Origin of the sequence: Streptomyces sp. NPDC058620 (assembly GCF_042717135.1) — a bacterium.
Lineage (GTDB): Bacteria > Actinomycetota > Actinomycetes > Streptomycetales > Streptomycetaceae > Streptomyces.
In genome coordinates this window covers 389,672-411,216 of sequence record NZ_JBHXQO010000002.1, presented here as the reverse complement: position 1 = coordinate 411,216, position 21,545 = coordinate 389,672, and the positions used below count along the sequence as shown (strand labels likewise).

16 protein-coding genes are annotated in these 21,545 nt (G+C 66.9%); 4 read left to right on the top strand and 12 right to left on the bottom strand.

Annotated elements, in window-relative coordinates; translation table 11 throughout:
- Positions 1 to 8 precede the first annotated feature (8 nt).
- The 6 genes from rplW to ACFWSK_RS04325 all read right to left on the bottom strand — a co-directional run bounded on the left by rplW (position 9) and on the right by ACFWSK_RS04325 (position 3,997).
- The gene (rplW, locus tag ACFWSK_RS04350; RefSeq protein ID WP_383781746.1) at positions 9 to 347 is read right to left on the bottom strand and encodes a 50S ribosomal protein L23; all 339 of its coding nucleotides are present in this window, start codon (positions 345 to 347) and stop codon (positions 9 to 11) included.
- Positions 347 to 997: a 50S ribosomal protein L4 gene (gene rplD, locus ACFWSK_RS04345; protein ID WP_328905322.1), complete on the bottom strand. Its 651-nt coding sequence runs from the start codon at positions 995 to 997 to the stop codon at positions 347 to 349. Before rplD ends, rplW begins: the two co-directional genes overlap by 1 nt.
- A gap of 4 nt (positions 998 to 1,001) precedes the next feature.
- On the bottom strand, positions 1,002 to 1,646 hold the full coding sequence (rplC, locus tag ACFWSK_RS04340; protein ID WP_383781744.1) for a 50S ribosomal protein L3: 645 nt from the start codon (positions 1,644 to 1,646) through the stop codon (positions 1,002 to 1,004).
- 13 nt (positions 1,647 to 1,659) lie between these two features.
- Positions 1,660 to 1,968 carry a 30S ribosomal protein S10 gene (rpsJ, locus tag ACFWSK_RS04335; protein ID WP_003948644.1) on the bottom strand — a complete coding sequence of 103 codons (309 nt, stop codon included), beginning with the start codon at positions 1,966 to 1,968 and terminating at the stop codon, positions 1,660 to 1,662.
- A gap of 944 nt (positions 1,969 to 2,912) precedes the next feature.
- Positions 2,913 to 3,122 (bottom strand): DUF397 domain-containing protein, encoded by a 210-nt coding sequence (locus ACFWSK_RS04330; RefSeq protein ID WP_383781741.1) that lies wholly within the window; start codon positions 3,120 to 3,122, stop codon positions 2,913 to 2,915.
- The gene (locus tag ACFWSK_RS04325; protein ID WP_383781738.1) at positions 3,119 to 3,997 is read right to left on the bottom strand and encodes a helix-turn-helix domain-containing protein; all 879 of its coding nucleotides are present in this window, start codon (positions 3,995 to 3,997) and stop codon (positions 3,119 to 3,121) included. Before ACFWSK_RS04325 ends, ACFWSK_RS04330 begins: the two co-directional genes overlap by 4 nt.
- 560 nt (positions 3,998 to 4,557) lie before the next feature.
- On the opposite strand from ACFWSK_RS04325, the gene ACFWSK_RS04320 reads away from it, so the two are divergent.
- From ACFWSK_RS04320 to ACFWSK_RS04305, 4 genes are all read left to right on the top strand, one after another.
- Positions 4,558 to 5,583: a hypothetical protein gene (locus ACFWSK_RS04320; RefSeq protein WP_383781736.1), complete on the top strand. Its 1,026-nt coding sequence runs from the start codon at positions 4,558 to 4,560 to the stop codon at positions 5,581 to 5,583.
- A gap of 23 nt (positions 5,584 to 5,606) precedes the next feature.
- Positions 5,607 to 5,873 (top strand): CopG family transcriptional regulator, encoded by a 267-nt coding sequence (locus ACFWSK_RS04315; RefSeq protein ID WP_383781734.1) that lies wholly within the window; start codon positions 5,607 to 5,609, stop codon positions 5,871 to 5,873.
- Positions 5,870 to 6,286, top strand: a complete 417-nt coding sequence (locus tag ACFWSK_RS04310; protein WP_383781730.1) for a type II toxin-antitoxin system VapC family toxin — start codon at positions 5,870 to 5,872, stop codon at positions 6,284 to 6,286. Before ACFWSK_RS04315 ends, ACFWSK_RS04310 begins: the two co-directional genes overlap by 4 nt.
- A 257-nt stretch (positions 6,287 to 6,543) precedes the next feature.
- Positions 6,544 to 8,625, top strand: coding sequence for a PIG-L family deacetylase (locus tag ACFWSK_RS04305; RefSeq protein WP_383781727.1), 2,082 nt, complete (start codon positions 6,544 to 6,546; stop codon positions 8,623 to 8,625).
- A 109-nt stretch (positions 8,626 to 8,734) separates the two neighbouring features.
- Here the strand turns inward: ACFWSK_RS04305 and tuf are convergent, their stop codons facing one another.
- The 6 genes from tuf to rpoB form a co-directional block, all read right to left on the bottom strand.
- On the bottom strand, positions 8,735 to 9,928 hold the full coding sequence (gene tuf / locus ACFWSK_RS04300; RefSeq protein WP_173315013.1) for an elongation factor Tu: 1,194 nt from the start codon (positions 9,926 to 9,928) through the stop codon (positions 8,735 to 8,737).
- Positions 9,929 to 10,087: 159 nt separating this feature from the next.
- A complete protein-coding gene (gene fusA, locus ACFWSK_RS04295) occupies positions 10,088 to 12,217 on the bottom strand; it encodes an elongation factor G (protein WP_362836222.1) in 2,130 nt (709 codons plus the stop codon).
- A 38-nt stretch (positions 12,218 to 12,255) separates the two neighbouring features.
- Entirely contained in the window at positions 12,256 to 12,726 is a 471-nt protein-coding gene (gene rpsG, locus ACFWSK_RS04290) for a 30S ribosomal protein S7 (protein ID WP_014154599.1), read from the bottom strand.
- 2 nt (positions 12,727 to 12,728) lie between these two features.
- The gene (gene rpsL / locus ACFWSK_RS04285) at positions 12,729 to 13,100 is read right to left on the bottom strand and encodes a 30S ribosomal protein S12 (protein WP_003948652.1); all 372 of its coding nucleotides are present in this window, start codon (positions 13,098 to 13,100) and stop codon (positions 12,729 to 12,731) included.
- A 454-nt stretch (positions 13,101 to 13,554) separates the two neighbouring features.
- Positions 13,555 to 17,454, bottom strand: coding sequence for a DNA-directed RNA polymerase subunit beta' (locus ACFWSK_RS04280; protein ID WP_173315007.1), 3,900 nt, complete (start codon positions 17,452 to 17,454; stop codon positions 13,555 to 13,557).
- A gap of 94 nt (positions 17,455 to 17,548) precedes the next feature.
- Complete coding sequence (gene rpoB / locus ACFWSK_RS04275; RefSeq protein WP_383781724.1) at positions 17,549 to 21,034, bottom strand: DNA-directed RNA polymerase subunit beta; 3,486 nt, start codon at positions 21,032 to 21,034, stop codon at positions 17,549 to 17,551.
- Between the last annotated feature and the right edge of the window lie 511 nt (positions 21,035 to 21,545).

Here is a 21,545-nt window from a genome sequence, read left to right as displayed (position 1 = left end):
GACCTCCGTCAGGAGGTCGGGCCGCCGAAGATGTCGATACGGTCGCCCTCGGCGAGGGTCACGATGGCGCGCTTGGTGTCAGCGCGCTTGCCGAAGCCGGTCTTGGTCCGCTTGCGCTTGCCCGTCCGGTTGATCGTGTTGACCCCGGTGACCTTGACCGAGAAGACCGCTTCCACGGCCTGCTTGATCTGGGTCTTGTTGGAGCCGGGCGCGACGATGAACGTGTACTTGTTCTCGTCGAGCAGCGCGTAGCTCTTCTCGGAGACAACCGGCTTGACGAGAACGTCACGCGGGTCCGAGTAGGTCTTGCTCGTGATGGTCGAGCTGGTAACGGTCGCCTCGCTCATCAGGCGTCGCTCCCTTCGGTCTCAGCGGTCTGGGGGCCAGACACGAAGGACTCGAAAGCGGCCTGGGTGAAGACCACGTCGTCAGAGACGATCACGTCGTACGTGTTCAGCTGGCCCGGCTCCAGGATGTGCACCTGGGGCAGGTTGCGTGCGGACAGCCACGCGGCCTCGTCGGCGCGGTCGACGACCAGGAGCAGGTTGGAACGCTCCGAGATCTTGCCGAACAGCGTCTTGGCGGCCTTCGTGGAAACTCCACCCTCGACCACGCCGGTGACGACGTGGATGCGGGAGTGACGCGCCCGGTCGGAGAGGGCACCGCGCAGGGCGGCGGCCTTCATCTTCTTCGGGGTGCGCTGCGAGTAGTCGCGCGGCTGCGGGCCGTGGACGACGCCACCGCCGGCGAACTGCGGCGCACGGGTCGAACCCTGGCGCGCGCGGCCGGTGCCCTTCTGGCGGTAAGGCTTGCGGCCACCACCACGGACTTCGCCGCGACGCTTGGTCTTGTGCGTGCCCTGACGGGCAGCTGCCAGCTGTGCGACAACGACCTGGTGGATCAGCGGAACGCTGGTCTTCGCGTCGAAGATCTCCGCAGGGAGCTCGACGGTACCGGCCTTGTCGCCTGCCGGCGAAAGGATGTCAATGGTGCTCATTACCTCAAGCCCCCTTGGCCGCGGTACGGACCAGGACGAGGCCGCCGTTCGGACCGGGGACTGCGCCCTTGATGAGCAGCAGACCCTTCTCCGCGTCAACCGCGTGGATGGTCAGGTTCTGGGTGGTGACGCGCTCGTTACCCATCCGGCCGGCCATGCGCATGCCCTTGAAGACACGCCCAGGGGTGGCGCAGCCACCGATCGAACCGGGGGAACGGTGCTTGCGCTGGACGCCGTGACCGGCGCCGAGGCCCTTGAAGTTGTGACGCTTCATGACACCGGCGAAGCCCTTGCCCTTGCTCTTGCCCGTGACGTCAACCTTGACGCCGGACTCGAACACCTCGGCAGTGATCTCCTGGCCCAGCGTGTACTCGCTGGAGTCAGGGGTGCGGAGCTCCACCAGGTGGCGGCGCGGGGTCACGTCGGCCTTGGCGAAGTGACCCTTGAGGGGCTTGTTCACCTTGCGCGGGTCAATCTCGCCGAAGGCGATCTGGACCGACTCGTAGCCGTCGCTGTCGTTGGTGCGGACCTGGGTCACGACACACGGCCCGGCCTTGACGACGGTCACCGGGACAACCCGGTTGTTCTCGTCCCAGACCTGGGTCATGCCGAGCTTCTCGCCCAGGACGCCCTTAATGTTCTTAGCCATCTCGCGCGTCACCTCAGAGCTTGATCTCGATGTCGACGCCCGCCGGCAGGTCGAGGCGCATGAGCGAGTCAACCGTCTTCGGCGTGGGGTCGAGAATGTCGATGAGGCGCTTGTGCGTGCGCATCTCGAAGTGCTCGCGCGAGTCCTTGTACTTGTGCGGCGACTTGATGACGCAGTACACGTTCTTCTCAGTGGGCAGCGGCACCGGGCCCGCGACCGACGCACCAGTGCGGGTCACCGTCTCGACGATCTTCTTCGCCGAGGAGTCGATGACCTCGTGGTCGTAGGCCTTGAGCCGGATGCGGATCTTCTGTCCCGCCATGGCTACTAGTAGTCCTGTCTCTCATAACGCTCTGGAACCCGGGGGTTCTCGTAACTCCGTCTCCGACCCACGCGGTCGGGCGTGTCGCATCCCCTCTACGAAAATCTCCCGAAGGAAATCCCAACCAAGGGGGTGCGGGCCTGAGACCTCGCGGCCGGGGGCGGAACACCCACCGGGTGCCTGGTCAGCGCCCTGCTGAACTTCCCGAAAGATTCCCGTACGTCCGACCCGCATGGGGTCGACGAGTACCGTGGGACTCGCTTCCGGTCCTCCCGGCGGGAGGCGCGCAGCATTGACACTCAACCGAGCAACCTGGTCAGTGTGCCATACGGGGCACGAGCCTGGCCAATCGGGCGGAGGATCTTACCCCCCGTGGTCGGATGTTCAAACGCGAGCGCGTTCCGGCCTCCGGAAAGGACGCCCGGCCCCCGTGCGCCCTTCGTTCCGACTCCACTCCACCATGCGCCGCATTTCCCCCTTCAAGCCGCCCGGTGGGGTTTGGGGACAAGAGCGGGAGTGCGATCAATGACGGACGGTGCCGTAGACACAGAGACCGGAACCGCTTCCGACGAGGACACCGTCGTTCCGGTTCCGGCCGGCTCGTCACCGTACGGAATCGCCCCCGGATGGTCACCGAGGTCACGCGCTCCGCGGTCGCCTCCGAAGACCCCGCACGGACCGCCGGGGGTACGCACTGCTCTCCCCCGCCGACAGCATCGACGACCCTGAGCGGCTGGACGCCTTTCAAGGAGGAACAGGCGGCCGGCCTGCACGCACCGGGAGCGATGAGGAAGACCGCTACGAAACGGAAGCCGAAGGCTGAACCGGCACCCGCACCGGACGAGGGATTCCAGGACGGACTGTTCGCGCCTTCCGGCGGGTTCTTCTGACAGCAGCCCGCCCCGAGCCCAGATCAACCGGGCTCGAGGCGCGAATGCCGGGAGTCAGTTCTCCGACGCGTACGCCACGAAGGCTGACCACGCGGTCGGACTGAAGCCGAGCTGCGGGCCGGGCACGCCCTTGGAGTCGCGAACATGCACCGCGCAGGGGACAGCCGCAACCTCAACGCAGTCGTTGCCATCGCTGCTGTCGCTGAAGCTGCTCTTGAACCACTCCAGCCCAGATGTGTCCTCGGCAGCGGTCTTGCGGGTCATGTCTCTCCCAGCACTTGCTCGATGAAGGCCAGCGACTCTCCGGGCGAAAGAGCCCGAGCCCGGATGATGCCATACCGCAGTTCGAGGATCCGGAGCTGCTTCGGGTCGGAGACAGGGCGGCCGGCAAACTCATTGTCGGTGCGCCCTACGGCCGAGCCATCGCCGAACTTCAGCACCTGGATCCGTCCGCCCGTCCCGGGGTGGTCCCCACGGCACGTCGGCATCACCTGGATCTCGACGTTCCGCAACTGCCCCACCTCCAGCAGGCGTTCGAGCTGTTGTCGCATCACCATTGTCCCTCCGATCGGACGGCGCAGCGTCACCTCTTCCTGGACAAAGCTGAACTCCGGAGCAGGTTTCCGCTCGAAGACAGATCGCCGGGCCATGCGTGCACCCACCATCCGCTGAAGCTCTTCCTGGGAGTACGCGGGCCGACGCGTAGCGAGTAGCGCCGCCATGTATGCCTCCGTCTGCAAGAGGCCATGGATGTTGTGGTTGCCGTATGCCGCAAGCTCGACAGCCTTGGCCTCCAGCTTCGCCAGATCCCGCACCTTCTTCGGGTACCGGACCTCCGCGGCATCCTTCTTCATCGCGGCGAGCTTCCCGCCCGCGCCCAGGACTTCGTCCGCCCTGTCCAGGAACTCCGGCCGAGGGATGCGCCGGCCGCCCTCCACCTTGTAGACCAGGTCCTCGCCGTACCCGATCAACGTCCCGAACTCCGCCGCCCGCAGGCCCGCCGCCTCCCGCCACGCCTTGACCTGGCGGCCCACCGCCGCGACCACCGCCACCCCCGACTCGTCATCGGGATCGACATCCCAACCGGGCTCGTCCGCCCCGCCGTCCCCGCGCTCCGTACCGTCGCCGTCCACGCTCATTCGTGCCCCACTTCCGCCCTGCGTGCCGTTCGTCCTCAACCGCCTCTGTTCCCCGCACGTCACGCCGGACAGCCGGGACAGCACAGGACAAACCCGGGACGATTACCGTACGCAACGACTTCGTCACTGCTCACGGTATGCAGGCGCGGCCAAGCCGAGTTGCGTGCCTCAGCAAGCACTCGCCCAGCATCGCGCCGGCAGCCGGGCGTGCACCGCGCCGCCCCACCCGCCAGGGCTTCCGCCTGACCCGTCCCCCGCAGGGTCAAACGGGCTGAATTCACCCTCGTACCCTGACCGCCGCCACCGGGTCGCGGTCGGCCACGACCCGGTGCCCCGCGACATCAAAGACTTAAAAGAACCAGGGAAATCACCCCACCCAACCCAACTCGCCTCCCCCGGAGGCGCCGTCACCCACACGGGTGAGGTTCATCAACTCAGCTGGATTTCGGACCGGTTGGCGGGCATATGCTCACGCTCACAACCCCAGACATACGTCGGCCCCCGGCCGGGACTGCAATCCCGATCGAGGGCCTGACCAACGAGGAAGAAAGCCCTTCCCGATGGATACCCAGCAGATTAGCGCGCTCACGCGCGCCATGGCGGAGGTTCCCGGACCTCCGCCACCCTCCGGCGTGATCCACATCGTGGTCCCGCACACCCGACGCTTCACCGTCGTCGGCAACCACCTCGCCCAGCACAAGGGCCTCTCCCTGGTCGCCATTGGCCTGGCCGTGCACATCCAGTCACTGCCCACCGGGGCCAAAGTCGGCATCAAGGTCCTCGTCGAGCGCTTCCCGGAGAGCGAGGCCCGCATCGCCTCCGGTCTGCGCGAGCTGGAATCTCACGACTATCTACGACGCACCCGCTGCCGCCTGGCCAACGGCCGCCTCGTCACCCGCACGTTCTTCCACAACCAGCCCGGCGCAGTCCCGCAACAACCAGCGGCCACACCACCACCCCCGGCACCCAAGCCCTGCCCCGGGTTACCCCCCTCCCCACCGGAACCACCCACACCCACGGCCGCCCCGGACGCCCCCGCACCGGCGGCACCGGTACATCCGCCGGCCCCGCTCCAGGCGCCTCCCCCGCCGGCCCCCACCCCCGTACCGCTGCCCGCTCCGCCCCTCGTGCCACCCCCCACCGCCCCCAAGCCCCCGCCGCCGCCGCTCCCCCGCCCCCACACACCCACCCCGGAACTGCACCGCGCGGCCGCCACCCTCCTCGCCGACCTGCGCCGCCACGAACCCCAGCTCCTCCTCACCGAAAACGACATCCACAGCCTGGCCCCCGGCGTCGCCACCTGGCTCGAACGCGACACCCACCCCGTCACCATCCGCCACAGCCTCACCAACGACCTCCCCCACCCCCTGAAGCACCCGGCGAAACTCATCAAGCACCGCCTCACCGCGCTCCTGCCACCACCCCTCCCCGGCACCCCCGACCTCGCCCCCGTACGCCACACCATCCCCCTCCAGAACTGCGACAGCTGCGACCGCGCCTTCCGCTCCGCCGAACCCGGACACTGCCGCGACTGCCGGACAGCAAGCGAGGCACGGTCCACCCACTACCTGGAGCACACGGCATGAGGACCGCCGGTATGCTGGCATACATGAAGCGGACGACGATCAAGATCGACGACTCGCTGGACGCCCGGATGCGCCACGAGGCCTCCCGGCGCGGCATGACACTCTCCGAATGGACACGCGAGGCCATCGCCGCGCATCTGCCCGGCGGGGATCAGGAGAGCACCACTGTCCGGCGCACGTTCCACTCCACCGGAGCCGGCGACAGCGGTCGCAGCGACATCTCCGAGCGCATCGAGGAACTGCTGGCCGGGCTGGACGAAGGCACCGCACAACGGCGGCTGAGCACGTGAGCGCTCTGATCATCGACGCCGGACCCCTCTACGCCCTGCTGGACCGAAGCGATGCCTGGCACTCCGCATCCCTACGCCTGCTAGAAACGCATCTGGGACCACTCCTCGTCCCGGCTCTCGTCATCGCGGAGGTCGCTCACCTCGTGGGGCGCCGGCTCGGCACGCGCGCGGAGCTCCTCCTGGCCCAGGACTTCGCGGAGGGCCTGTTCACGGTGGAGCCGGTGCACCCGGGCGACTGGCTGAGGATCGCCGAGCTGACCGCCCAGTACGCCGACTTCCCACTCGGCCTCGTTGACGCCTCCGTCATCGCCTGCGCCGAGCGCCTGGACATCGCAGAGGTGGCCACCGTCGACCGGAAACACTTCGGGGCCGTGCGCCCCCGGCACACACCCGCCCTCACCCTTCTCCCCTGAACCGGAGACCAGGCGCAGACCACCGGGCGCAGACCACGGGGCGCAGCCCCAGTACCGTACGCACGAAGGCGACCGCCTCGTCTCGCTGCTCCTGGTCAACGCCCCGTGGTCCGCGCACCCGGGGCCCGAGCAGGGCAACCCTCACGCCCCCGCGCCCGTCTACTTCCTCGCGGGAATGGCCCGACCGGCTGTGACCTGCGTCGAAGCAGTGGTACGCAGCCCAGGGCAGCCCGGACGCCCGCTGCGGGGGAAGCGGAATGCGAAGGGTGCGCGGCGTGACGGATCGACCTGCTCTGCCCACAGTCGGAGTAAGACGGCGGACGGCGGTGACGGCGGCCACCGGTCTGGTGGCGCTCGCCGCCTGTTCCGTGCCGGCCCCCCGGCGCCGGAACCCGATGCCGAATCCGGCTCCGGGCTTCCCGATCAGCACTTCCGGGCGGGCGCGGCTGATGCAGATCCTCGCCCACCCGGACGACGACCTGTACTTCATGAACCCGGACGCCCGGCAGACCCTCGACTCCGGCACACCCCTGGTCTGCGTCTACCTCACCGCGGGCGAGGCCGACGGAGTCAACAAGGTCCCCGGTGCAGCGCACCCGGCCCCGGACAGGTCCGCGTACTCCTCCTCGCGCCACCAGGGCCTCCGGCAGGCGTACGCCACCCTGCTCGGTCTCGACCGCTTCGCCCCCTGGCAGCGTTCCGTGGTGACCCTGCACGGCGGGCACCCGGCCGAGGCCGACGTCCTGGTCAACGGCGCCCGCCGGGTCGAGCTGATCTTCCTCAACACCGCCATGCACACCTCGCACGGCCGCCTCGGCCTGCCGAGCCTCTGGCACGACCGGCACCGCGTCCTGCGAACCGTGGTCGCGGACAACTCCCCTCTGGGCAGGGCGGGTTCGTACACGTACGAGGGTCTCATCGACGTACTCGCAGGGCTGCTGGAGCAGTACCGGCCGACCGTCGTCCACACCCTGGACCCCGACCCGGACATCCAGCACAGCACCGAGGCGGTCCGCCGGCGGGACAGCGAGCAGCAGGGCTACTCCGACCATGCCGACCACACCGCGGCCGCCTGCTTCGCCTGGGCGGCGATGATCCGCTGGGCGGCCCGGTCGACCACGGCCGGCGGGACCGTACCCGCGTTCGTCGCGACCTCGTTCCGCGGCTACTACAACCGCCACTGGCCCAAGAACCTGCCGCCCGCAGTGCTCACCCGGAAGGCGGGCCACCTCGTCCCCTACGGGGGCTCCCCCGACTGGGAGTGCGGCAACCCGGCAGGCTGCGGGGACTACAACGTGGGCGGCGACCGGCCGCTGACCAACAAGAAGGGCTGGGTCCGCTCCACCCACCACCGCTACCCCGGAGCCAGGCCCGCCCTCGCCGCCGAGCCGGACGGCCGGCTGGTCGCGTACGGGGTGCTGGGCCTGCGGGCCGTCCGGTGGCGCGAGAGCGCACCCGGCAGCGGGACCTGGGACGAACCCGACGACCTCGGCGGCGGCCCGCTCGCCCCCGTACTCGGCTCGGCGACCCTCACCGACGGCAGACACCTGCTGTTCGGGCTGCGCTTCTCCGCGCTCGGCGGGCACGGCAGCGACAACGAGCGCGAGATCGTGCTGCTGGAGCAGCACTCCCCCGGCGGCGCGTTCAGTGCCTGGCGGGGCCTCGGCAATCCGGCCCCCGGACCCGGCCACGGGCGCCGGATCGGCGTCCCGGTCGCCGTCGCCGCCCCGGACGGACGGGTCCACCTCTTCGTGCGGAACGCCGAGGGCGGGCTCAGTACGCGGGTGCGGGCCGCGTCCGGGCCGTGGAGCGGGTGGCGGGACACCGGCGGCGGGCAGGTGCAGGACGGATTCGGGACCGCCGTCGACGGGGCCGGCCGGGTGCACGTCCTCGCGGCGGGCCATCACGCGGTGCACCACTGGACGCAGGACGCGCCCGGCGACCAGCTGACCGCCCGCACACAGCTCGACCGGGCACCAGTGCCCGGCGTGGCGCCGGCCGCGCTCGCCGCCGCCGACGGGTCCGTGGAGGTGTTCTACCGGACGGAGGCGGATTCCGGGCTCACCGTCGTGGGCACGGGCGGCTCGGGCGCCGTCGTGGAGCGGAACGACTTCCCGGGGTACGGGCCCGTCACCGCCGCGGCCGCCCCGCACGGCGTCGTACTGCTCGGCCGCACCGCGGAGGGCCTGATCCAGCTGCGTACGGACACCAGGCTCCACGTACGGTCCCAGGGGCCCGCGGCCCTCGACGGCACCGCGCTCCACCTCGACGCCGAAGGACGGCCGAGCGTGGTGGGCCTGGGGCCGGACGCCGCGCCCTGGATCTGGCGGCCCGCGTAAGCGGTTTCGGCCCCGGACACGCAGAAGGGCCCCGGTCCACCGCTTGCGCGGCGGGCCGGGGCCCTTCTTGGTGCTCTGTGCGGAGCAACCAGGTCAGACAGTCAGGTGATTACTTGACGATCTTGGTGACCTGGCCGGCGCCCACGGTCCGGCCACCCTCACGGATGGCGAACTTCAGGCCCTCTTCCATGGCGACGGGCTGGATCAGCGAGACGTTCATGAGGGTGTTGTCGCCCGGCATGACCATCTCGGTGCCCTCGGGAAGGGTCACAACGCCCGTTACGTCCGTGGTACGGAAGTAGAACTGCGGGCGGTAGTTGTTGAAGAACGGGGTGTGACGGCCACCCTCGTCCTTCGACAGGATGTAGGACTGCGCCTCGAACTCGGTGTGCGGCGTGACCGAACCCGGCTTGATGATGACCTGGCCGCGCTCGACGTCCTCGCGCTTGATGCCACGGAGGAGCAGACCGACGTTCTCACCGGCCTGGCCCTCGTCGAGCAGCTTGCGGAACATCTCGATACCGGTGACCGTGGTGGTGACCTTCTCGGTCTTGATACCGACGATGTCGACGGTCTCGTTGACCTTCAGGACACCACGCTCGATACGACCGGTGACGACGGTGCCACGACCGGTGATCGTGAAGACGTCCTCGATCGGCATGAGGAACGGCTTCTCGACGTCACGCTCGGGCTGCGGGATCGACTCGTCGACGGCCTTCATCAGGTCGAGGACGGTCTGGCCCCACTCCTTGTCACCCTCAAGAGCCTTGAGCGCCGAGACCTTGACGACCGGAAGGTCGTCGCCCGGGAACTCGTACTCGGAGAGCAGCTCGCGAACCTCGAGCTCGACGAGCTCCAGGATCTCCTCGTCGTCCACCATGTCGGCCTTGTTCAGCGCGACGACGATGTAGGGGACGCCGACCTGGCGGGCCAGGAGCACGTGCTCCTTGGTCTGCGGCATCGGGCCGTCGGTGGCGGCGACCACGAGGATGGCGCCGTCCATCTGCGCCGCACCCGTGATCATGTTCTTGATGTAGTCGGCGTGCCCGGGGCAGTCGACGTGCGCGTAGTGACGCGACTCCGTCTGGTACTCGACGTGCGCGATCGAGATCGTGATACCGCGCTGACGCTCTTCGGGAGCCTTGTCGATCTGGTCGAAGGCCGAGGCCTCGTTCAGGTCGGGGAACGCGTCGTGCAGCACCTTGGTAATGGCGGCCGTGAGGGTCGTCTTACCGTGGTCAATGTGACCGATGGTGCCGATGTTGACGTGCGGCTTAGTCCGCTCGAACTTTGCCTTCGCCACTGGGGTCCTCCTGAGTGGTTCTGTACGCCTTGCTTCATCGGCGCCAGGTGATCTTTGCTGGGATGCCGGGGCCCGGGGACATTCACCGCATCGCTCGCGCGTCGCGTCAAATGCCCCACCGGGCTCCGGTGATAAGCCTAAAGCGTCAACTCGGGGGAGTTACTCGCCCTTGGCCTTCGCGATGATCTCCTCGGCGACGTTCCGCGGAACCTCGGCGTAGGAGTCGAACTGCATCGAGTAGCTTGCGCGACCCGAGGTCTTGCTGCGGAGGTCTCCGACATAGCCGAACATCTCCGAGAGGGGCACGAGGCCCTTCACGACGCGAGCGCCGCTGCGCTCCTCCATGGCCTGAATCTGGCCACGGCGGGAGTTGAGGTCGCCGATCACGTCACCCATGTAGTCCTCGGGCGTGGTGACCTCGACGGCCATCATCGGCTCGAGAAGAACCGGGGACGCCTTGCGAGCACCCTCCTTGAACGCCTGCGAACCGGCGATCTTGAAGGCGAGCTCGGAGGAGTCGACCTCGTGGTAACCACCGTCGAGAAGGGTGACGCGGACGCCGACCATCTCGTAACCGGCCAGGATGCCGAACTGCATGGCTTCCTGAGCACCCGCGTCCACCGAGGGAATGTACTCACGGGGGATGCGGCCACCGGTGACCTTGTTGACGAACTCGTAGGACGAGTCGCCACCCTCGATGGGCTCGAGGGCGATCTGCACCTTCGCGAACTGGCCGGTACCACCAGTCTGCTTCTTGTGCGTGTAGTCAATGCGCTCGACGGTCTTGCGAATCGTCTCGCGGTAAGCGACCTGCGGCTTGCCGACATTCGCCTCGACGCGGAATTCACGCCTCATGCGGTCGACGAGCACCTCGAGGTGAAGCTCGCCCATACCACCGATGATGGTCTGGCCGGTCTCCTCGTCGGAGTGCACCTGGAAGGAGGGGTCCTCCTCCGAGAGGCGCTGGATGGCGACACCCAGCTTCTCCTGGTCGCCCTTGGACTTGGGCTCGATGGCGACCTGAATGACCGGTGCCGGGAAGTCCATGGACTCCAGGATGACCGGGCTCTTGTCGTCACACAGCGTCTCACCGGTGGTGGTCTGCTTCAGGCCCATGACGGCGACGATGTCACCGGCGCCCACCGAGGGGATCTCCTCACGCTTGTTCGCGTGCATACGGTAGATCTTCCCGATGCGCTCCTTCTTGCCCTTGACCGAGTTCAGCACCGCGGTGCCGGCCTCGAGGCGACCGGAGTAGATCCGGACGAAGGTGAGCTTGCCCAGGTGCGGGTCGCTCGCGATCTTGAACGCCAGGCCGGAGAACGGCTCGTCGTCCGACGGCAGACGCTTGACGACCTTCTCCGGGTCCTTGACGTCGTGGCCCTCAATGGCCTCGACGTCCAGGGGGGAAGGCAGGTAGCGGACGACCGCGTCGAGCAGGGGCTGGACGCCCTTGTTCTTGAACGCCGTGCCACAGAACACCGGAGTGACGGTGACGGAGTCGGCCGAACCCTTCGACGCGAGGGTGATACGGCGGATCGCCGCGTAGAGCTGGTCCACGGAGGGCTCGACGCCCTCGAGGTACAGCTCCATCATCTCGTCGTCGTTCTCGGAGACGGCCTCGAGCAGCTTGCCGCGCCACTCCTCGGCCGCCTCGACGTGGGTGTCCGGGATGTCGACGGTGTCGTACATCTCGCCCTTGGCGGCCTCTTCCGACCAGACAAAGGCCTTCATCGTCACGAGGTCGACGACGCCCTTGAAGTCGGCTTCGGCGCCGATGGGAAGCTGCATGACCAGCGGAACCGCACCGAGGCGGTCGATGATCATGTCGACGCAGCGGTGGAACTCCGCGCCGGTGCGGTCGAGCTTGTTGACGAAGCAGATACGCGGCACGCCGTAGCGGTCCGCCTGACGCCAGACAGTCTCGGACTGGGGCTCGACGCCCGCCACACCGTCGAACACGGTGACGGCACCGTCGAGGACGCGGAGCGAACGCTCCACCTCGACGGTGAAGTCGACGTGACCGGGGGTGTCAATGATGTTGATCGTGTGATCAACCTCATTGAGCGGCCAGTGACAGGTCGTCGCGGCAGACGTGATCGTGATGCCGCGCTCCTGCTCCTGCTCCATCCAGTCCATCGTGGCAGCGCCATCGTGGACTTCACCGATCTTGTAGCTCACACCGGTGTAGAAGAGGATCCGCTCGGTGGTGGTCGTCTTGCCCGCGTCGATGTGGGCCATGATCCCAATGTTGCGGACCTTGGCCAGGTCAAGCGAAGTGGTGGCCATAAGGCTCAATCTTCTCTCGGTCTCGATGGGGTAAGCGACTACCAGCGGTAGTGCGCGAAGGCCTTGTTCGACTCGGCCATCTTGTGCGTGTCCTCGCGCTTCTTGACGGCAGCGCCAAGACCGTTGGAGGCGTCGAGCAGCTCGTTCATGAGCCGCTCGGTCATCGTCTTCTCGCGACGGGCGCGGGAGTAACCCACGATCCAGCGCAGCGAGAGGGTAGCGGCGCGACCGGGCTTGACCTCGATCGGCACCTGGTAGGTGGCGCCACCGACACGGCGGGACTTGACCTCGAGCGAGGGCTTGACGTTCTCAAGCGCGCGCTTCAGCGTGATGACCGGGTCAGCGCCGGTCTTCTCGCGGAGGCCTTCCATGGCGCCGTACACGATCCGCTCGGCGGTGGAACGCTTACCGTCGAGGAGGATCTTGTTGATCAGCGAGGTGACAAGAGGAGAGCTGTAGACCGGGTCGATGATGACCGGGCGCTTCGGGGCGGGGCCCTTACGAGGCATTCTTACTTCTCCTTCTTGGCGCCGTAGCGGCTTCGGGCCTGCTTGCGGTTCTTGACACCCTGGGTGTCGAGCGAGCCGCGGATGATCTTGTAGCGAACACCCGGCAGGTCCTTCACACGGCCACCACGCACGAGCACGATGGAGTGCTCCTGCAGGTTGTGTCCCTCACCCGGGATGTAGGCCGTGACCTCGATACCGGAGGTCAGACGCACGCGCGCGACCTTACGGAGCGCCGAGTTCGGCTTCTTCGGGGTAGTCGTGAACACACGCGTGCAGACGCCACGACGCTGGGGCGAACCCTCGAGCGCGGGCGTCTTGTTCTTCTCGACCTTGTCCTGCCGGCCCTTCCGGACCAGCTGCTGGATCGTAGGCACTACTTCTCCGGTTTCTGTGTGCCGTTCGTTGAAACTAACCTGGAACACACCGACCCACGCGGTCGGGTGTGTCGAATACTGCAAGCTCCTGCCCGAGGGCAGGAGAGGCGCAGATTGCGGTGGCCACTTACGGACTCGCGATGCGGTTGAGGACACGCACCCGAGCCCAGGCACACCCCAGGCACAAGGCTTGAGCGTACCTACCTCACGGACTCCGGTCAAAACAAATGCTGTCCATCACAACGGGCCTCTTCCCGGCCGATCCCGTACGAGCGGCACAGCACCACTCCCCCACCCCCGGCGACCCCGTGCGGCCGAGCTCGCGCCGCGATCGCGCAGAGGACCGGCAGAGGGCCGTCACGACGGTACTCCGCCACGCGCCGGCCCCCGGGATACGCCGGAGGGCGGCCACCCCGCAACGGGGTGACCGCCCTCCGGTCGTCGAGCGACCCGCTTACTGGTTGTACGGACCGTAGTCGTAGTCCTCCAGCGGAACGGCCTGGCCGGAGCCCGTGCCGAACGGCGAGTAGTCGATGTCGTCGTAGCCGACGGCCGAGTACATCGCGGCCTTGGCTTCCTCGGTCGGCTCGACCCGGATGTTGCGGTAGCGGGACAGACCCGTACCGGCCGGGATGAGCTTACCGATGATGACGTTCTCCTTGAGGCCGATCAGGGAGTCCGACTTGGCGTTGATCGCCGCGTCGGTCAGGACCCTGGTGGTCTCCTGGAAGGACGCCGCCGACAGCCACGACTCGGTGGCGAGCGATGCCTTGGTGATACCCATCAGCTGCGGACGGCCGGAGGCGGGGTGACCGCCCTCGGTGACCACACGACGGTTCTCGACCTCGAACTTCGACCGCTCGACCAGCTCGCCCGGCAGCAGCTCCGCGTCGCCGGACTCGATGATCGTCACGCGGCGCAGCATCTGCCGGATGATGATCTCGATGTGCTTGTCGTGGATCGACACGCCCTGCGAGTTGTAGACCTTCTGGACTTCGCCGACCAGGTGGACCTGGACCGCGCGCTGACCGAGGATCCGCAGCACGTCGTGCGGGTTGGTCGCACCGACGGTGAGCTTCTGGCCCACCTCGACCGCGTCGCCCTCGCCGACCAGCAGACGGGCGCGCTTGGAGATCGGGAACGGCGTCTCCTCGCTTCCGTCGTCCGGGGTGACGACGAGCTTCTTCGTCTTCTCGGTCTCCTCGATCCGGACGCGGCCCTTGGCCTCCGAGATCGGGGCGACACCCTTGGGCGTACGCGCCTCGAAGAGCTCGACGACACGCGGCAGACCCTGCGTGATGTCGTCACCCGCCACACCACCGGTGTGGAAGGTACGCATCGTCAGCTGGGTACCGGGCTCACCGATGGACTGGGCGGCGATGATGCCGACCGCCTCACCGATGTCGACCAGCTTGCCGGTGGCGAGCGAGCGTCCGTAGCAGAAGGCACAGGTGCCGACCGCGGACTCACAGGTCAGGACCGAACGGGTCTTGACCTCCTCGACGCCGGCGCCCACCAGGGCGTCGATCAGGACGTCACCGAGGTCGACGTTGGCAGGCGCGATGACCTTGCCGTCGATGACGACGTCCTCGGCGAGCATGCGGGCGTAGACCGAGGTCTCGACGTCGTCCGTCTTGCGGAGCACGCCGTCGGCACCCTTGACCGCGATCTTCAGCTTGAGGCCGCGGTCGGTGCCGCAGTCCTCCTCGCGAATGATCACGTCCTGCGAGACGTCCACCAGACGACGGGTCAGGTAACCCGAGTCGGCGGTACGCAGGGCGGTGTCCGCCAGACCCTTACGGGCACCGTGCGTGGAGATGAAGTACTCCAGAACGGTGAGGCCCTCACGGAAGGACGCCTTGATGGGACGAGGAATCGTCTCGTTCTTGGCGTTGGACACCAGACCACGCATACCGGCGATCTGACGCATCTGCATCATGTTTCCTCGGGCACCCGAGTCAACCATCATGAAGATGGGGTTCGTCTTGGGGAAGTTCGCGTTCATCGCCTCGGCAACCTCGTTGGTCGCCTTGGTCCAGATCGCGATGAGCTCCTGCGTGCGCTCGTCCTTGGTGATCAGACCGCGCTCGTACTGCTTCTGGACCTTCTCGTCCTGGTCCTCGTAGCCCTTGACGATGGCCTTCTTGGCCTCGGGGACGACGATGTCCGAAACGGCGACGGTGACGCCGGAACGGGTGGCCCAGTGGAAGCCCGCCGCCTTCAGGTTGTCGAGCGTCGCCGCCACGATGACCTTGGGGTAGCGCTCGGCGAGGTCGTTGACGATCTCGGAGAGCTGCTTCTTGCCGACCGAGTAGTCGACGAACGGGTAGTCCTCGGGCAGCAGCTCGTTGAAGAGCGCGCGGCCCAGGCTCGTACGCAGCCGGAAGGTGTCACCCGGCTGGTACTCGGGCTCGCCCTCCTCGGCGACCGGCGGCACCCAGCCACGCGGCGGGATGGTGCCCACCGGGAAGCGGATGTCGACGGACGACTGGAGCGCCAGCTCGCCGGCGTCGAACGCCATGATCGCCTCGGCCGTGGAGCCGAACGCGCGGCCCTCGCCCTTGGTGTCACGGAGCTCACCGTCGGTGGTGAGGAAGAACAGACCCAGCACCATGTCCTGGGTAGGCATGGTGACGGGACGGCCGTCGGCCGGCTTCAGGATGTTGTTCGAGGACAGCATCAGGATGCGGGCCTCGGCCTGCGCCTCCGCGGAGAGCGGAAGGTGCACGGCCATCTGGTCACCGTCGAAGTCCGCGTTGAACGCGGTGCAGACGAGCGGGTGGATCTGGATGGCCTTGCCCTCGACCAGCTGGGGCTCGAAGGCCTGGATGCCGAGGCGGTGCAGCGTCGGCGCACGGTTCAGGAGAACCGGGTGCTCGGCGATGACCTCTTCCAGGACGTCGTACACGACCGTGCGGCCGCGCTCGACCATGCGCTTGGCGCTCTTGATGTTCTGCGCGTGGTTCAGGTCCACCAGGCGCTTCATCACGAACGGCTTGAAGAGCTCCAGCGCCATGGCCTTGGGAAGACCGCACTGGTGCAGCTTCAGCTGCGGACCGACGACGATCACGGAACGCGCGGAGTAGTCCACACGCTTACCGAGAAGGTTCTGACGGAAACGACCCTGCTTGCCCTTGAGCATGTCGCTCAGGGACTTCAGCGGGCGGTTACCGGGACCGGTGACCGGGCGACCGCGGCGGCCGTTGTCGAACAGCGCGTCGACGGCCTCCTGCAGCATCCGCTTCTCGTTGTTCACGATGATCTCGGGGGCACCGAGGTCAAGGAGACGCTTGAGGCGGTTGTTGCGGTTGATCACACGGCGGTACAGGTCGTTCAGGTCGGAGGTCGCGAAGCGGCCACCGTCCAGCTGCACCATCGGACGCAGGTCCGGCGGGATGACCGGCACGCAGTCGAGCACCATGCCCTTGGGCTTGTTGCTGGTCTGCAGGAACGCGGAGACGACCTTGAGGCGCTTGAGCGCACGGGTCTTCTTCTGGCCCTTGCCGGTACGGATGATCTCGCGGAGGCGCTCGGCCTCCTCGTCGAGGTCGAACGACTCGAGGCGCTTCTGCAGAGCAGCGGCACCCATGCAGCCGTCGAAGTACGTGCCGAAGCGGTCACGCAGCTCGCGGTAGAGCAGCTCGTCGCCCTCGAGGTCCTGGACCTTGAGGTTCTTGAAGCGGCTCCACACCTCGTCGAGGCGGTCGATCTCGCGCTGCGCACGGTCACGCAGCTGCTTCATCTCACGCTCGGCACCTTCGCGCACCTTGCGGCGTACGTCGGCCTTGGCGCCCTCGGCCTCGAGCTCGGCCAGGTCGGTTTCGAGCTTCTTGGCGCGGTTCTCCAGGTCGGAGTCGCGACGGTTCTCGACCTGCTGACGCTCGACGGAGACGTGCGCCTCCAGCGAGGGCAGGTCACGCGTACGGCGCTCCTCGTCCACGAACGTGATCATGTACGCGGCGAAGTAGATGACCTTCTCGAGGTCCTTCGGAGCGAGATCAAGCAGGTAGCCGAGGCGCGACGGGACGCCCTTGAAGTACCAGATGTGGGTGACGGGAGCGGCAAGCTCGATATGGCCCATCCGCTCACGACGCACCTTGGCGCGAGTGACCTCGACGCCGCAGCGCTCACAGATGATGCCCTTGAAGCGGACACGCTTGTACTTGCCGCAGTAGCACTCCCAGTCCCGGGTCGGACCGAAGATCTTCTCGCAGAAGAGTCCGTCCTTTTCGGGCTTGAGCGTGCGGTAGTTGATGGTCTCCGGCTTCTTCACTTCGCCGTGCGACCAAGTCCGGATGTCGTCCGCGGTGGCAAGGCCGATCCGCAGCTCGTCGAAGAAGTTGACGTCGAGCACTTGTCGTCAATCCCTCTTTCAGGGTCGAGTGTCAAACATGGTCTGAACGGTCCGGGGCGGCCGGGGCCTCACGAGGAGGCCCCGGCCAGGCCCGTCAGACCTCTTCGACGCTGCTCGGCTCACGCCGGGACAGGTCGATACCGAGCTCTTCCGCAGCGCGGAAGACGTCCTCGTCCGTGTCGCGCATCTCGATGGACATGCCGTCCGAGGACAGCACCTCCACGTTGAGGCAGAGCGACTGCATTTCCTTGATGAGCACCTTGAAGGACTCGGGAATGCCGGGCTCGGGGATGTTCTCGCCCTTGACGATGGCCTCGTAGACCTTCACGCGGCCGGTCACGTCGTCGGACTTGATGGTCAGCAGTTCCTGGAGGGCGTAAGCGGCGCCATAAGCCTCGAGCGCCCACACCTCCATCTCACCGAAGCGCTGACCACCGAACTGAGCCTTACCACCCAGCGGCTGCTGGGTGATCATGGAGTACGGACCCGTCGAACGAGCGTGGAGCTTGTCGTCGACGAGGTGGTGGAGCTTGAGGATGTACATGTACCCGACCGAGACCGGCTCGGGGAACGGCTCGCCGGAGCGGCCGTCGAACAGGTTGGCCTTGCCCGAGGGCTGGACCAGCCGGTCGCCGTCGCGGTTCGGGATCGTGGCCTTGAAGAGGCCGGTGATCTCGTCCTCACGGGCACCGTCGAAGACCGGGGTCGCGACGTTGGTGCCGGGGGCGACCTGGTCGGCACCGATGGACTGCAGGCGCTGGGCCCACTCGTCACCGAGGCCGGAGACGTCCCAGCCGCGGCTGGCGAGCCAGCCGAGGTGGATCTCCAGGACCTGTCCCGGGTTCATTCGGGACGGGACACCCAGCGGGTTGAGGATGATGTCGACCGGGGTGCCGTCCTCCAGGAACGGCATGTCCTCGATCGGCAGGATCTTCGAGATGACGCCCTTGTTGCCGTGACGGCCGGCGAGCTTGTCACCATCGGTGATCTTGCGCTTCTGCGCGACGTAGACGCGAACCAGCTGGTTCACACCCGGCGGCAGCTCGTCGCCCTCTTCGCGGTCGAAGACGCGGACGCCGATGATCTTGCCGATCTCGCCGTGCGGGACCTTCAGCGAGGTGTCGCGCACCTCGCGCGCCTTCTCACCGAAGATCGCGCGGAGCAGACGCTCCTCCGGCGTCAGCTCGGTCTCGCCCTTGGGCGTGACCTTGCCGACGAGGATGTCTCCGGCCGTGACCTCGGCACCGATACGGATGATGCCGCGCTCGTCCAGGTCCGCGAGGACCTCTTCGGAGACGTTCGGGATGTCCCGGGTGATCTCCTCCGGGCCGAGCTTGGTGTCACGGGCGTCGACCTCGTGCTCCTCGATGTGAATCGAGGAGAGGACGTCATCCTGCACGAGGCGCTGCGACAGGATGATCGCGTCCTCGTAGTTGTGACCCTCCCACGGCATGAACGCCACGAGCAGGTTCTTACCGAGGGCCATCTCACCGTTCTCGGTGGCCGGTCCATCGGCGAGCACCTGCTCGGCGATGACCCGGTCTCCCTCGGAGACGACAACCTTCTGGTTGACCGAGGTGCCCTGGTTGGAGCGCATGAACTTGGCGATGCGGTACGTGGTGTACGTGCCGTCGTCGTTCGTGACGGTGATGTAGTCCGCGGAGACCTCCTGGACCACACCGTCCTTCTCCGCCTTGAGCACGTCACCGGCGTCGGTGGCGCAGCGGTACTCCATGCCGGTGCCGACGAGCGGCGCCTCGGACTTGATCAGCGGCACCGCCTGCCGCATCATGTTCGCGCCCATGAGGGCGCGGTTGGCGTCGTCGTGCTCCAGGAAGGGGATCATCGCGGTGGCGACGGACACCATCTGGCGCGGCGAGACGTCCATGTAGTCGACGTCCGTGCCGGGCACGTAGTCGACCTCTCCGCCACGACGGCGGACCAGGACACGGGGCTCGGTGAAGCGCAGCTCGTCGGAGAGGAGCGCGTTCGCCTGGGCGATGACGTAACGGTCTTCCTCGTCGGCCGTGATGTAGTCGACCTCGTCGGTGACCTGACCGTCGACGACCTTGCGGTACGGCGTCTCGATGAAACCGAACGCGTTGACGCGTCCGTACGAGGCGAGCGAACCGATCAGACCGATGTTCGGGCCTTCAGGGGTCTCGATCGGGCACATGCGTCCGTAGTGGGACGGGTGCACGTCACGGACCTCGAAGCCGGCCCGCTCACGGGACAGACCACCCGGGCCAAGAGCCGACAGGCGGCGCTTGTGGGTGAGACCCGACAGCGGGTTGTTCTGGTCCATGAACTGCGACAGCTGGCTGGTGCCGAAGAACTCCTTGATGGAGGCGACGACCGGCCGGATGTTGATCAGGGTCTGCGGCGTGATGGCCTCGACGTCCTGGGTCGTCATCCGCTCACGCACGACGCGCTCCATACGAGCCAGACCCGTACGGACCTGGTTCTGGATGAGCTCGCCGACGTTACGCAGACGACGGTTGCCGAAGTGGTCGATGTCGTCGGTCTCGACGACGATCGAACGTCCGGACTCCCCGACCGTCTCGGTCTCGCCCGCGTGCAGCTTGACCAGGTACTTGATCGTCGCGATGACGTCGTCGCTGGTGAGCACACCGGCGTCCAGCGGCTCGTCGGCGCCGAGCTTCTTGTTCACCTTGTAGCGGCCGACCTTCGCGAGGTCGTAGCGCTTCGGGTTGAAGTAGAGGTTCTCGAGCAGCGTCTGAGCAGCCTCGCGCGTGGGCGGCTCGCCAGGGCGCAGCTTGCGGTAGATGTCGAGAAGCGCGTCGTCCTGGCCCTGGGTGTGGTCCTTCTCCAGGGTGGCGCGCATGGACTCGTACTCGCCGAACTCCTCGAGGATCTGCTCGGTGGTCCAACCGAGAGCCTTCAGGAGAACGGTCACGGACTGCTTGCGCTTGCGGTCGATGCGGACACCGACCATGTCGCGCTTGTCGATCTCCATCTCCAGCCAGGCACCCCGGGACGGGATGATCTTGGCGGAGAAGATGTCCTTGTCGGACGTCTTGTCGATGGAGGAGTCGAAGTAGACACCCGGCGAGCGGACCAGCTGCGACACGACGACACGCTCGGTGCCGTTGATGACGAAGGTGCCCTTGTTGGTCATGAGCGGGAAGTCGCCCATGAAGACCGTCTGGGACTTGATCTCGCCGGTCTCGTTGTTGGTGAACTCGGCGGTGACGAAGAGCGGCGCGGCGAACGTGAAGTCGCGCTCCTTGCACTCCTCGATCGAGTTCTTCGAGGGCTCGAAGCGGTGGTCGCGGAACGTAAGCGACATCGACCCGGAGAAGTCCTCGATCGGTGAAATCTCCTCGAAGATTTCCTCCAGGCCGGACTTGGTGGGGACGTCTTGTCCACTGTCCAGAGCAGCCTCGACGCGAGCCTTCCATGCGGCATTACCGAGGAGCCAGTCAAAGCTCTCGGTCTGCAGCGCGAGGAGGTTCGGAACCTCGAGGGGCTCCTTGATCTTTGCAAAAGAGATGCGCAGCGGGGCGGTGCTGGCACCGTTGTTCGTATTCGCGGTCGAGGCGTTGCGCGAGGCGGCCAAGAGGGGGTCCTTCCGAGGGCTCGGACTCACTACGCGCGTACCGGTCCCAAGTAGACACGAAGACAGAAATCCCAGGTCAGGGAGGATCGGTCCTCGTTGCTCAATTTGGGTATGCCCCTGGTGACGGGCAGGAGGCAGCTAACAGGCAGCGCAAAGGGTCAGTGTAGCCAAGTGCCACACTGATGTCCAGTCGGGGTTCTCAGAGACCCACGTTGCTCTCAACAGCTGTTCTCAACACCTATGCCTAGCCCTCGCGCGGGGTGCGCACTTCTTTACTGCCCTCTTCACTCTCGATCCATGCCTCGGATACGGATCGATGTGACGACGCGTCCTGAGAATTGCGCGCCGCGTGCGGTTCGTCAAGGCCCCTCAGCCGGGACGAGGTCCCGGAGATCCCCTCCGACCGCCCCAGAACGCCTGCTGACGGCCCCTGAGAGGCGCACGGCGAAGATCACGATACTCGTCACCGGCGGAAGATCAAGGCAGCCGCCACGGGTACGCCAAAGGGCGA